The sequence below is a fragment of the Micromonospora sp. NPDC048999 genome, from assembly GCF_040649295.1.
Taxonomy (GTDB): domain Bacteria; phylum Actinomycetota; class Actinomycetes; order Mycobacteriales; family Micromonosporaceae; genus Micromonospora.
In genome coordinates this window covers 36,402-49,105 of the sequence record NZ_JBEZFI010000009.1, presented here as the reverse complement: position 1 = coordinate 49,105, position 12,704 = coordinate 36,402, and the positions used below count along the sequence as shown (strand labels likewise).

The 12,704-nt window shown below is 70.4% G+C and carries 11 protein-coding genes; 3 read left to right on the top strand and 8 right to left on the bottom strand.

What is annotated here, in order from left to right:
* Positions 1–83 precede the first annotated feature (83 nt).
* Positions 84–1,550 (bottom strand): MFS transporter, encoded by a 1,467-nt coding sequence (locus tag AB0C02_RS13555; protein WP_357547778.1) that lies wholly within the window; start codon positions 1,548–1,550, stop codon positions 84–86.
* 176 nt (positions 1,551–1,726) lie between these two features.
* Here AB0C02_RS13555 and AB0C02_RS13550 point away from each other — a divergent pair, with 176 nt between their 5' ends.
* Positions 1,727–2,941: a glycosyltransferase gene (locus AB0C02_RS13550; protein ID WP_357547777.1), complete on the top strand. Its 1,215-nt coding sequence runs from the start codon at positions 1,727–1,729 to the stop codon at positions 2,939–2,941.
* 56 nt (positions 2,942–2,997) lie between these two features.
* Here the strand turns inward: AB0C02_RS13550 and AB0C02_RS13545 are convergent, their stop codons facing one another.
* Positions 2,998–4,344, bottom strand: a complete 1,347-nt coding sequence (locus AB0C02_RS13545; protein WP_357547776.1) for an FAD-binding monooxygenase — start codon at positions 4,342–4,344, stop codon at positions 2,998–3,000.
* A 216-nt stretch (positions 4,345–4,560) separates the two neighbouring features.
* Between AB0C02_RS13545 and AB0C02_RS13540 the strand changes: the two genes are divergently transcribed.
* Together AB0C02_RS13540 and AB0C02_RS13535 are read left to right on the top strand one after the other, a co-directional pair.
* Positions 4,561–5,742 (top strand): acyl-CoA dehydrogenase family protein, encoded by a 1,182-nt coding sequence (locus tag AB0C02_RS13540; RefSeq protein ID WP_357547775.1) that lies wholly within the window; start codon positions 4,561–4,563, stop codon positions 5,740–5,742.
* Between the two features lie 14 nt (positions 5,743–5,756).
* Positions 5,757–6,914, top strand: coding sequence for an epoxide hydrolase family protein (locus AB0C02_RS13535; protein WP_357547956.1), 1,158 nt, complete (start codon positions 5,757–5,759; stop codon positions 6,912–6,914).
* A gap of 47 nt (positions 6,915–6,961) precedes the next feature.
* Here the strand turns inward: AB0C02_RS13535 and AB0C02_RS13530 are convergent, their stop codons facing one another.
* The 6 genes from AB0C02_RS13530 to AB0C02_RS13505 form a co-directional block, all read right to left on the bottom strand.
* The gene (locus AB0C02_RS13530) at positions 6,962–7,327 is read right to left on the bottom strand and encodes a VOC family protein (protein WP_357547774.1); all 366 of its coding nucleotides are present in this window, start codon (positions 7,325–7,327) and stop codon (positions 6,962–6,964) included.
* 15 nt (positions 7,328–7,342) lie between these two features.
* Entirely contained in the window at positions 7,343–7,714 is a 372-nt protein-coding gene (locus tag AB0C02_RS13525) for a VOC family protein (protein ID WP_357547773.1), read from the bottom strand.
* A gap of 25 nt (positions 7,715–7,739) precedes the next feature.
* Positions 7,740–9,068 (bottom strand): FAD-dependent oxidoreductase, encoded by a 1,329-nt coding sequence (locus AB0C02_RS13520; RefSeq protein ID WP_357547772.1) that lies wholly within the window; start codon positions 9,066–9,068, stop codon positions 7,740–7,742.
* A gap of 5 nt (positions 9,069–9,073) precedes the next feature.
* On the bottom strand, positions 9,074–10,231 hold the full coding sequence (locus AB0C02_RS13515; RefSeq protein WP_357547771.1) for an epoxide hydrolase family protein: 1,158 nt from the start codon (positions 10,229–10,231) through the stop codon (positions 9,074–9,076).
* Between the two features lie 97 nt (positions 10,232–10,328).
* On the bottom strand, positions 10,329–10,586 hold the full coding sequence (locus AB0C02_RS13510) for a hypothetical protein (protein WP_357547770.1): 258 nt from the start codon (positions 10,584–10,586) through the stop codon (positions 10,329–10,331).
* A gap of 2 nt (positions 10,587–10,588) precedes the next feature.
* Positions 10,589–12,598, bottom strand: a complete 2,010-nt coding sequence (locus AB0C02_RS13505; protein WP_357547769.1) for a carbamoyltransferase C-terminal domain-containing protein — start codon at positions 12,596–12,598, stop codon at positions 10,589–10,591.
* Positions 12,599–12,704: the final 106 nt, after the last annotated feature.

Below are 12,704 nucleotides of genomic sequence, written 5' to 3'. Positions count from 1 at the left end.
GATGTGCGGTGAGCGTATCCGCAGACGCGCCGAGGTACGTCTTCCAAATTGCTGTATACCCCGGCGCGTCGCAGAACCTCGCTTCAGGACACCTCCTGCACCGGCGCCGCCTCGGCGACCTGTGCCGCCCGGGCACGGCGGCCCAGTCCGAGCAGGGCTATCGCCAGCACCAAGCCGACCAGCGCCATGACCGCGCCGCTGGCGAAGCCGGCCTGGAAGCCCGAGTTGAGCGCGGCCGGACCGGTGGCGACGCCGGTACGCGAGGCCGCCACGGTCGCCACCACGGCCACGCCGAGCCCACCGGCGATCATCGTGGTCGCGGTGTTGACGCCCGAGGCCAGCCCGGCCTCGTGCCCAGCGACGTCGGTGAGCGCGGCGGCCGACGCGGCCAGCGTGGCCGCGCCGAGACCGGCACCCTCCAGGACCAGCGGCAGGAGACTGTCGGCGAGGTACGACCCGTGCACCGGCATCCGTGCGAACAGCAGCGCGCCGGCTCCGAACAGCACCATTCCGGTCACGGCCACCGGGCGGAAGCCGAACCGGTTGAGCGCCGCCTGCCCCACGTACGCCGCGATGATCACCATGACCGAGGCGACTGCGGCGGCCAGCGCGTACTTCATCGGCGAGTAGCCCGCTACCTCCTGCGCGTACAGGGAATAGAGGAAGCTGAGCGCGAAGGCGATCATTGTGGTGAAGAAGATGACCAGGTTGCCACCCGCGCGCAGCCGTGACCGTAGGATTCCCAGCGGCATCAGCGGCGCGGCCGAACGCCGCTCGACCAGTACGAACAGCGCCACCCCGACAATCGCTAGCGCGCCGATACCGAGAATCTTCGGGCTGGTCCAGCCGTCCGCCGGCGCCTGGGCGATGCCGTAGACCAGCAGGCCGAGCGCGGCAGTGATGGTCAGCGCGCCGGTGAGGTCCAGGCTGCGCGGCCGGGAGACGACGTGATCCCGCGGCAGCAGCCGTAGCGCGATCACGATCATCGCGGCGGTGATCGGCACATGCAGATAGAAGCCCCAGCGCCAGCCCCAGGCGTTGACAACGCCGCCGCCGACCAACAGGCCCAGCGTGGAGCCGACGCCGCCCATGCCGGCCCACAGCGCCAGCGCCCGGTTGCGCGGACCGCCCTGCGGGAACGTGTTGGTCAGGATGGACAGCGCGGTCGGATACATCATCGCGGCGGACACGCCGTGCGCCGCCCGGCTGGCTACCAGGGTGCCGCCGTTGGACGCCAGGCCGGCCGTCAGCGAGGTGAGCAGATAGAGGGACAGACCGGCGAGAAAGATCCTGCGGCGGCCGAAGTAGTCGGCGGCGCGGCCGCCGAGCAGCAGGAGACTGCCCCAGGTGAGCAGGTTGGCACTGATAATCCACTGGGCTTCGGTGGTGCTGAGCACGAGGTCGCGCTGGATGGAGGGCAGCGCGACGCCCGCGATCTGCGAGTCGAAGATGGCCAGCAGGTTGGCGGCACAGAGCAGGGCGAGCAGTGCGCCCGCGCGAGTCGGCGCCCGGCCGGACGCCGACTCGGCGGTCGATGACCTCAGGTCCACCGTGATCTCCTGTCGTGAGGGCACATGATCACGGCATCGTCTCAGCTCGATATAGATCAGACTTCTTCACGATTGCTCTGATGACAGCCAGAGGCAGCAATCTGGAAGATGCGCGCGGGCCGCGCCGATCCCAGGATGGATGCTCAAGTGCCAAGCCAGAGAGGTACCAGTCGGGTATGGACCGTCCCGTGGTGTCGGTGATCATCCCGACCTACAACGGCAGCGCGCTATTGCGGCGCACGCTGCATCATCTCTCCCTGCAGCGGCTGCCGACCGACCGGTTCGAGGTGATCGTCGCCGACGACGGCTCCTCTGACGATACCCGTGCCGTGGTCGACGAGGCGGCGGCCCGACTGCGTATCCGCTACCACTTCCAGCCGGATGAGGGCTTCCGGGCCGGTGCCGCCCGCAACGCCGGCGCACTGCTGGCCGACGCGCCGCTGCTCGTCTTCCTGGACACCGGCGCCATGGTCGGCCCCGACTTCCTCACCGCCCATCTGTCCGAACACGTGCCCGGCGGGCGGAGCGCGGTGATGGGCTACGCGCACGGCTACAACCTGCAGACCCGGGTGGCCGGCCTGGCCGAGGCGCTGGCCCGGGCCGACCCTGAGGACGTGGTACGGGAGTTCGGCGCCGTGCCGGAGTTCGCCGACGTACGGCACGAACAGTTCGCCGACTGCGACTTCGACGCCGGCCGGCTGGCCGCGCCGTGGGTGCTCTTCTGGACCCTCAACTGCTCGCTGCCAGCCGAGGACTTCTGGCGCGCTGGCGGTTTCGACGAGGGCTTCCGCGGCTGGGGCCTGGAAGACCAGGAGCTCGGCCACCGGCTCTTCCATGGCGGTATGGCGTTTCGCGTGTCCCGGCGCGCATGGGTAGTCGAGTCGCCGCACGAGCGCGACCTGGGCACCATCTTCGCTGAGTGCCGGGCGAATCTCGTCCGGCTGATGGCCAAGCACCCCGAGCCGGCCGTGGAGATCCTCTGGCACCTGATGGAGGCACAGGAGAACCCGCTGGGGCTGGAGGCGCACTACAGCTTCCTGCGCGGCTGGACCGAGCAGGCGCGTGAGCTGGCCGTGACCGCTGAGATCGAGCAGGCCCTGGCCGAGGTGCCGCCGGACGCGCGGGTGGCTATCTTTGGTTGCGGCGCCAAAGTGCCGCCGCGCGCCGCGACCACTGTGCTGATCGACTTCGACGCCACCGTACGGCCGCAGCACCACGCGATCGGGCTGCGCACTCCGCTGGCCGATCACGCGGTCGACGCCGTGTTGCTGACTTCCCGCCTGTCCGGGCTCTGGGCGCGCTGGGGCCGGGACCTGACGGCCGAGGCGCGGCGCGTCGGCGGCACGGTGCATCGCACCGCCGACCTCGCTGGCCAAACCTCCTCGTCCTGATCATCGGGACAGCCGCCGATGCCACGCGGCCGGGTCCCCCGGCAGCGTGGGCAGGATCAATGCGCCTGCTCGGCGGGGGCCGGCGCCGGGACGTACGTGTCGACGAGCGTGGCGACCTCCGGGGCGAACAGGCTCTCCGGCGGCTCGATCAGGCCCGCGACCCGCATGAATGCCGCGGTGATCCGCCCGTCGAAGCGCGCCGCCGACTGCAGCCGCCCCATGTACGCGTTCGCCCGCTCGACCTCCGGCGTCCGCTCGCCCTGCACGCCCGGCCAGGCCAGGTCGCCGCCGGCCGCGATGGCCCAGGGCGTGTCGATGATCGTGGCGGCCGCCTGCAGGAACCGCAGCGGCTCCGGCGCCCGCCCCTCGGCGAGCAGGTCACGCAGCGCCAGCGCCTCCAGCGCGCTGACCGTCATCCCCTGCCCGTAGATCGGGTTGAAGCTGCACAGCCCGTCACCGATGACGATCATGCGGGCGGGGAACGCGGGCAGCCGCTCGTAGCGCCGCCGTACGCTGGCGGGGAAGCGGATCACCACGGGCGGCGCCTCCGGCTCGGCGTCCTTGATCGCCTCATAGATCCGCGGTGTGCACAGCTCGCGCGCCACTTCGCGGAAGGTGGCCAGGTCGGCCGGCGGCGCCGCGCCCAGCATCCGGGTCAGCGACAACACGTGACGGTTCCCGCCGACCCGCCCGAAGAACGCCCCGGTGGGGAAGTTCGGCGTCCCCAGCGGAATGATCGACAGACTGTCCTCCAGCGGGCTGACGGGCAGCCGGAAGATACATGTCGAGTAGGACAGGTCGATCTTCACGCGGTCCTCGGCCGGCCGCTGGTAGCCCAGCTCGCCTAGCCAGACCGGCATCCGCGAGCCACGGCCGGTGGCGTCCACCACCAGATCAGCGTCGTAGATCCGCTCGGCAGCCTCGTCGCTGTGGTGTACCCGGACGCCGATGATCTGCGACCGGTCCGCCGACGCCACCGGGCCGAGGATGTCGCAACCGGTTACGAACCGTACGTTGGCCAGCGCGGCGACCCGCCGCCGGACGTGGAACTCCAGCGCCGGCCGGGTCGTGTTGACTACCACCAGACCGGTACGCGCCGAGGCCAGCCGCTCACCGTCCAGATACCAGTGCAGCATGCCCATGTCGGTCATCGGCATCCCGGCGGCCTCCAGCTCGCCGGTCAGCCCGGGGAAGAGCTCGGCCAGCACCTGCTGACCGCGGGCCAGCAGCGCGTGCGCGTGCCAGGCCTGCGGCGTGCTGCGCCGGGGATCGGTCACCCCGAGCAGTTGGTCCCGGTCGATCACCAACACTTCGGCGTACGTCTCGGACAGCACCCGCGTGGCCAGCAACCCGGCCATGCCGCCGCCGAGCACGATCGCGCGGTTGCCCACCCATGCTCCCATCGTGCTCCCTTCCATCGTGCCTACTGGTCAAAGGGTTCGATTCCTGCGCAGGAAGTTGTCCGCCGGCCGCTCGCCATCGCATCGTCACACTGGCCGCCGTGGCGATTCATCTCCGGTCTTGCGCTCTGCCAGGCCCGCAATACAGGAGATGAGCCGCCACGACCGCCGGTGTGACGATGCGATGACCACGCGAAGCCGTACGCCTAGGAGGATCTTGTGGAGAAAACCCAGATACCCGGCGCTGCCGAACTGGCCCAGCGTGCGTCGAGGCTCGCCCCGCTGCTGCGCTCGCATGCCGCTTGGGGAGAGCAGAACCGGCGCGTCCACGACGAGTCGATCGAGGCGCTGACCGACGCCGGCATCTTCCGGATGCGGATGCCGCAGGGCTATGGTGGATTTGAGAGCGACGCCGCCACGATGGTCGCGGTCGCCTCCGAGCTGGCCCGGCACGACGCCTCGGCGGCCTGGACGGCGTCCGTCTCGTGGATCACCACATGGATGGTCGGGCTCTTCCCCGACGAGGTGCAGGACGAGGTCTTCGCCACCCCCGACCTGCGCACCTGCGGCACGCTGAGTCCGTCAGCGCTGGCCGAGCCGGTCGACGGCGGGTTCCGTTTCACTGGCCGGTGGGGCTTTGTCAGCGGTGCGCTGCACAGCCAGTGGCAGGTGCTGGTGGCGATGACGCCGACGCCGGACGGGCGGCAGATGCCGGTGCTGGCCCTGGCCCGCGTGGCCGACCTGAGGATCGTCGACGACTGGGACACCGAGGGCCTGCGCGGCTCGGGCAGCGTCAGCACAGTCGCCGAGAACATCTTCGTACCCGCCGCCTGGGTGCTCCCGCTGCCCGCCGTGCTGCAGGAGCAGTACGCGTCCCGACGCAACGCCGACGCGCGGATCTTCCGCGGGCCGCTGCTGCCGACCGCGTCAGCGTCCTCGGTCGGCGTGGCGATCGGGCTGGCCCGGGCCGCGATCGAGGCGTTCCAGCAGCGCCTGCCGAACCGGAAGATCACCTACACCACGTACGACGATCAGCGCGACGCGCCGATCACCCACCTGCAACTGGCCGACGCGACACTCACCGCCGACGCCGCACAGTTCCACGCCGAGCGGGTGGCCGCGCTCCTGGACACCAAGAACGCCGATGCGGCGCAGTGGACGCTGCTGGAGCGGACGCGGGCCCGCGCCGACATGGGCCGGGCCTGCGAGCTCGCCCAGCACGCGGTCGGCGTGCTGCGCCGGGCCAGCGGCGGGTCGTCGATCTATCGCACCGTACCGATCCAGCAGATCTTCCGTGACGTCCAGGCGATCAACCTGCACGCGCTGATGCACCCTGACACCAATCTGGAGCTGTACGGGCGGGTGCTGTGCGGCCTCGAACCCAACACGTTCTACCTGTGACGGGCGGCCCGGACATGGAGTCGTTCACCATCGACGTACCAGAGGCCGACCTGGACGACCTGCGGCGCCGCCTGGACGCCACCCGCTGGCCCGACGAACTGCCCGGCGGCGGCTGGGCGCGGGGCGTCCCGGGCGGCTACCTCAAGGATCTGGCGGCGTACTGGCGTGAAGGCTACGACTGGCGCGCCGCCGAGGCGCGGCTGAATGCCTACCCCCAGTTCCGTACCGAAATCGACGGTACGCTGATCCACTTCCTGCACGTTCGCTCGCCGGAGCCCGACGCGACGCCGCTGGTCCTCACTCACGGCTGGCCAGGGTCGTTCGCCGAGTTCCTGCGGATTATCGGCCCGCTCACCGATCCTGCGGCCTACGGCGGCGACCGGGCCGAAGCGGTGCATCTGGTGGTCCCCTCGATACCCGGCTACGGCTTCTCCCCGCCCCCACCAGAGCCGGGCTGGGACCTGCAGCGCACCGCCAAGGCGTGGGCCGAACTGATGAGCCGCCTCGGCTACCGGCGGTACGTGGCACAGGGCGGTGACTTCGGCGCGGCGGTGTCGCTGATCCTGAGCCTGTGCGCGCCGGAGGCCGTCCTCGGCGTACACGTGAACCTGCTGCTCACCCGACCCACGGCGGAGCAGGGGGCGGTGGATCGGCTGGCGCCAGCCGATCGGATGCGGATCGAGCGGCTGCTCGGGTTCGCCACCGGTCCGCAGTCCGGCTACATGAAGCTCATGGCGACCCGGCCGCAGACGATCGCGTACCCGTTGACCGACTCGCCGGTCGGGCAGCTTGCCTGGATCGTGGAGAAGTTCTACGAGTGGACCGACGGGGACGGCCTGCCGGAGGAGGCGGTCGACCGGGACCAGATGCTCACCAACGTGACCCTCTACTGGCTGACCCGCACCGCCGGCTCGTCCGCCCAGCTGTACTACGAGGAGGCCGCCACGCTGCCGAACGTACCGGCGGCTCCCGCGCCACCGCCGATGGGCGTGCCGCTCGGGGTGTCGGTGTTCCCGGCCGAGATGTTCCCGCCGGTCCGTGAGTTCGCCGACGCGGCATTCCCCGGCATCGTGCACTGGTCCGAGCATGACCGGGGCGGCCACTTTGCCGCGATGGAACAGCCGGAGCTGCTGGTACGCGACATCAGGAACTTCATTGCCGCGCTGCGGTGAGGCACGACGAACGGGCCCACCTGCGGCGGGCCCGTTCGTCGTGGCAGCTATTTCTCCTGCAGCACCGAGAGGATGTTGCCGGCCGGGTCGCGGAACCACGCGATGAACGGTCCCTGCCCGCGGAAGATGCCCTTGTCGTCGACATTGTCGTAGCGTTCGAACCGCACGCCGCGGCTCGCCAGCTCGGCCACGGCCGCCTCGATGTCGTCGACCGGGAAGTTGAGCACCGTGAAGGTGGCCGGCTCGTGTTCCGGCTTCGGGTAGACCAGTACCTCCGCGCCGGTGCCCAAATGCAGGTGCAGCATCCCGTACTGCTCGGTGACGCGCACACCCAGGGTCTTCTCGTAGAAGTCGCGCGCGGCGGGTACGTCGTTCACCGCGAAGCCGCTGAAGGCAGGGCTGTCCGCAAACATGATCAACACCTCACCTCAGTCTGTCAAGGAGTCATGGTAGCTCTGGTTCATCTGGATGATCTGCACGTAGTTGCCGTCCGGGTCCACCAACGTGCCGAACAGGCCGTGCTCACGCTCCTCCAGCTCGGCCAGCCACGTCACGCCGACCCGGTTCAAGTGGGCGGCGACCGCCCGCGCGTCATCGACGCTGAGGTTGAGGATGATGCGGCCCGGCTCCGGGTTCTTATCGGCCACATCGGCCCGGCGGTCGATGAGGACCTTCACCGGGCCGAAGACGAGGAAGCCGTACCTGTCGACCGGCGGGGCGAACGCCTCCAGGTACCAGGCGCGCAGCCGGTCGGGGTCGGCGGTGCCGAGCAGCACACTGCCGAGTGCGGGGAATGCCATCCGTGCTCCGATCTGTCGTCTACCGCTACGTCCGGACCAGTACCCGGCGTACCACGCCGGGACGCATCAGTGCGCGAACGGGGTCGACCAGGCCGGCCGCGCGCATGAAGGCTGCAGTGAGGGTACCGTCGCGCGTCGCGGCCGCGTGTAGCCGCGCCATGTACGCATTGCCCATCCGCACCTTCAGCGTGCGCTTGCCGGCCACCCCCGGGTAGCTCAGGTCGGCCCCGGCCGAGATGTCCCACGGTGCGTCGATGTCGCGGGCGATGTCCCGGAAGAACGCCTGCGGCTGCGGCGGCCTCCCGGCGGCCAGGTGACGGCGCAGCGTCATCGCCTCCAGCGCGGCGACGGTCATCCCCTGACCGTAGACCGGGTTGAAGCTGCACGCCCCGTCGCCGATCACGAGCAGCCGTTCGGGCAGCTCGCCGAGGCGCTCGTAGCGGCGCCGCACGCTTGCCGGGAAGCGGAAGGTGACGCCCTCGTCGAGTGGTTCCGCGTCGCGGATCGCGTCGTAGATGTCCGGGATCGGCAGCGACTTGGCGAAGGCGAGGAACCCGTCCAGCTCGACCGGCGGGTGGTCACCGAGGACGCCGGTCAGCGACAGCATGCTCATGTCGCCGGGCAGCTTCGGAAAGAACGCTCCCCGCGGGTTTGCCGGCGAGGCGACCGGATTGATCGACAGATCCGTGCCGTACGGGTCGCGCCGCAGCCGGAAGTGCCGGGTGGTGTAGGCCAGCCCGATATTGACCCGGTCCTCCGGCGGCCGGGCGTAGCCGAGTTCGGCCAGCCACACCGGCGTACGCGAGCCGCGCCCGGTCGCGTCGACCACCAGGTCCGCGTCGAGCGTCTCACCGGCGCCGCCGTCGGTGGGGGCGATCCGTACGCCGGTGATCCGCCGCCCACCGTTCGCGGAGACCAGCCCGGCGACATCGTACCCGCTCCGCAGCTGTACGGCGGGCAGCGCAGCCACCCGGTCACGCACCCGCTCCTCTAGCACCGGGCGGGTGGCCGAGACGCTGAGCAGTCCGGCGTGCCCGGGCTGAAGGCGCCGGCCGTTGATGTACCAGCGCAGGCTGCCGGCCACGTCACCGGCCGGGATGCCATCAGCGCGCAGTCCGGAGGTCAGTCCCGGGAACAGCTCGTCCACAATCTGCTGGCCGCGGGCCAGTAGCGCGTGCGCGTGCCGCCCGTGCGGCACGCCGCGCCGCGGCCGGTCACCGCCGTCCAGCGCATCGCGCTCCACCACCACCACTTCCTGGTACGCGTCGGCCAGCACCCTGGCGGCAAGCAACCCTGCCATACCGGCACCGAGCACGACGGCCCGCTGCCCTACGCCGTTCCCCGGCGCGGTCATCGCGGTCACCGGACCAGGCGCGCGAACGCGCGCACGTCGTCGACCAGCAGGTCCGGCTGCTCCAGTGCGGCGAAGTGGCCGCCGCGGGGCAGGTCCGTCCAGTGCTTGAGGGTAGGCAGCGCGACCTCGGCGAAGCGCCGGATCGGGCGGCTCGCGTCGTCGGGAAAGACCGCCACACCGCACGGCATGGACAGTGGCCACGGGCCGCCCCAGGTGCGCACGAAGTCGGCGTCGGTGGGGGTGGTCTCGTAGTAGAGCCGGGCGCTGGAGCCGGCTGTGGCGGTGAACCAGTAGACGCTGACGTTGGTGAGCATGCGGTCGCGGTCGATGACCTCCTCGGGGACGTCCTTCGCGGCGCTCCATTCTCGGAACTTCTCCATGATCCAGGCCAACTGGCCAACCGGTGAGTCGGTCAGCCCGTACGCCAGGGTCTGCGGTCGGGTCGACTGGATCTTCTGCCAGCCGAGGCCGTCCTGCGCGAACCACATCGCGTGCTCCAGCCGCGCCCGCTCATCGGCGTTCAGGCCGCCGAGCACCGCGGGATCGGGCGGCGGGAAGGTGACCAGCGTGTTCACGTGTACGCCGAGCACGTGTTTCGGGTCGGCCAGGCCCAGCTCCAGCGAGATGACCTTTCCCCAGTCGCCACCCTGGGCGAGATAGCGGTCGTAGCCGAGACGGCGCATCAGCTGAGCCCATGCCCGCGCCACCCGGGACACGCTCCACCCGGCGTCGCGGGTCGGCCCGGAGAAGCCGAACCCGGGAATCGACGGGATGACCAGGTGGAACGCGTCCGCTGGGTCGCCGCCGTGTGCCCGCGGGTCGGTCAGCGGCCCGATCACGTCGAGGAACTCCACCGGCGAGCCCGGCCAGCCATGAGTGATGATCATTGGGGTGGCCGTCGGCTCGGGCGAGCGCACGTGCAGGAAGTGCACCTGCGCGCCGTCGATCTCGGTAAGGAACTGCTCGTGGCTGTTGAGCTCCCGCTCGGCTGCCCGCCAGGCGTACCCGGTGCGCCAGTAGTCGGCGAGTTCCTTGAGGTAGCCGAGCGGGATGCCGCGGGTCCAGCCGACATCCGGCAGCTCGTCCGGCCAACGGGTAGTGGCGATCCGGCGGCGCAGGTCGTCCAGGTCGGCCTGGGGGATCTCGACGCGGAAAGGTCGCATGGGACGGTCTCCAGTGCAGCTCGCGATTGGACGATTTCCGGCAATCGGGCGTCGCGCATCTCCCAGATTGCGGCCCGGCATGGGCAGGGCGCGGTTGTCAGAGGGGCGGTGCCTGCTGTAGGGAGCGCCGCTGGCCGGTCTCCCGGCGGGTGGCGTCGCCCTGCTCGATGAGGCTGAAGCGCACGGCAGCGGAGGCGGCCCGTCCGGCGCTCAGCGCCTCCTGCAACAGATCGGTGAGCCTGGCCTGTGGCGTCTGTCCCCGCCGCTGGTAGGCCCGCATGATCGCCTCGGCGGCCTCCAGGTACGCCTGCCGGGCAGCGATCAGCGGGTCGCTGTCCGGGAGCGGCCCGGTCACGGTCACGCCGGCGGCCGGAGGGCGAAGAAGCGCTCCTGCCACAGGCCGAACAGTTCCTTGCGTAGGGCGTCGTCGAGCGACCCGCCGGCCAGCTCACGCAGGCTGGACCGCCCGTCGACGGCGGCCAGCACGGCGTACATCTCGGGGGAGATCTGCGCCTGCGGGCCCCAGACGCCGTACTCCAGGTAGATCTCGTGGGTGATCTCGCGTTCACCCGACGCGGTGATCCGGGTGCGCGCGGCCACCCGGGTGGTCGGGCGGAAGTGCGGTACGAAGGAGTCCAGGCCCTGGTCGGCGTCCGGCCGGCGGCGGACCACGAAGTCCTCGATCACCAGCGCGTCAAGGTCGGTGGTCAGGTAGCTGGTCAGTACGTCCTCGATGGTCTGCACGATCGGCTCGGCGTTGTTGTTGAACGAGGTGTTGAGCAGCACCGGCGTGCCGGTCAGCTCGCCGAAGCGGGTGACCAGCCGGTGGAACCGCGGGTTGACGTCGGCCTCGACGATCTGGATCCGCGCGCTGCCGTCGACGTGGGTGACCGCGCCGAGCTCGGCGCGGCGCTCGTCATGCACGGGGACCACGTAGGACATGAAGTCGTAGTTGGCCTCGGTTGCCGGCAGATCGAAGTAGTCGGCGGCGTCCTGCGGGGTGACCACCGGCGCGAACGGGCGGTAGCCCTCCCGTTTCTTCACCATCGCGTTGATCCGGGTCTTGTTCTCCGCCGGCCGGGCGTCCGCCACGATGCTGCGGAAGCCCAGTGCACGCGGCCCGAACTCGCTGCGCCCGTGCGCCCAGCCCAGCACCTGACCGTCGGCGAGCAGGTGGGCCGCGGTGTCGACCACGTCGGCCGGCCGCTCGACGTCAACCAGCCGGCCCCATGCCCGCAGAGCACTCGCCACCTGGTCGGCGTCGCCGAGCGCGGGACCGACCGCAGCAGTGCGCATCCGCGGCTGCCGCGGCCACCGCGAGCCGAGCTGCCAGGCGCCGGCCAGCGCCGCACCCTCCGCGGCGCCGCCGTCGTGCGAGGCGGGATGTACGAACATCCGGTCGAACAGCCCCGAGCGCAGCAGCAGGCCATTGAGGCTGCTGTTGTGCGCCACGCCGCCGACGAAGCACAGGTTGCGCAGGCCGGTCACGCCGGCCCAGTGGCCCAGCATGTGCAGCGCGGCGCGCTCCAGCAGCTCCTGCAGTGCGGCCGCGAGGTCCATGTGCTGCTGGGTGAACTTCTCCCCCTTGCGACGCGGGCGGAACCCGGCCCGGTAGAACGTGGCCGCCACCGGGTGGCTGTTCATCGTGCTCGGTTGCACGTCGTACGCGCCGTCCGGGCCCAGCGTGAAGATACTGTCGAACAGGTGGCGGTAGGTCCGCGGGTCGCCGTACGGCGCCAGCCCCATTACCTTGTACTCGTCACCGATCCGGTAGCCGAGCAGCTCGATGGTGTGCACGTAGAGCGCGCCCAGCGAGCGCGGGATGTCGTAGGTGGCAAGCTCGGTCAGCTCGCCGTCGCGACCGTGGTAGATGGTGGCCGAATCCCGCTCGCCGCGCCCGTCGACCGTGGCCACCAGCGCCTCGTCCATGCCCGAGCGGGTGAAGCAGGCGGTGGCATGCGCCAGGTGATGCTTCACGTACACGATGCGTTCCTCAGGCACATCGACGCCGAACTCGGTACGCAGCCGGTCGGTGACGAGCTCCCGGGCGTAGCCGAGCGGGGTACGCGGGTTGAAGACGTACAGTTCGTTGAGCGACTCGTCGACGAAGTCGCGGGGGAAGTAGTATCCGACGGCTTCCACTCTTCCCGGTTCGACCCCGGCGGTATCCAGGCATGCGCGGATTGCGTTGCCGGGGAACTTGTTGGTCATCTTGATCCGGTTGAGCCGCTCCTCCTCCACGGCCGCCAGCAGGACACCGTCCTCTACCAGGCAGGCCGCGGCGTCGTGAAAGAACCAGTCGACCATGCCGGGCACGATGTCCCCGTCGGGCGGGGCGAACCCGCCGCTGAGCCCGAGTACCAGCACGCCATCCTCCTTTGCGCCATGCGTCACGCGGACCGTTCTGGTAGACGGAGGTGCTTGTCTGGCCATTTTGCTAAGAACGCCAGTCAGCCGGCCACTTCCACCTTGC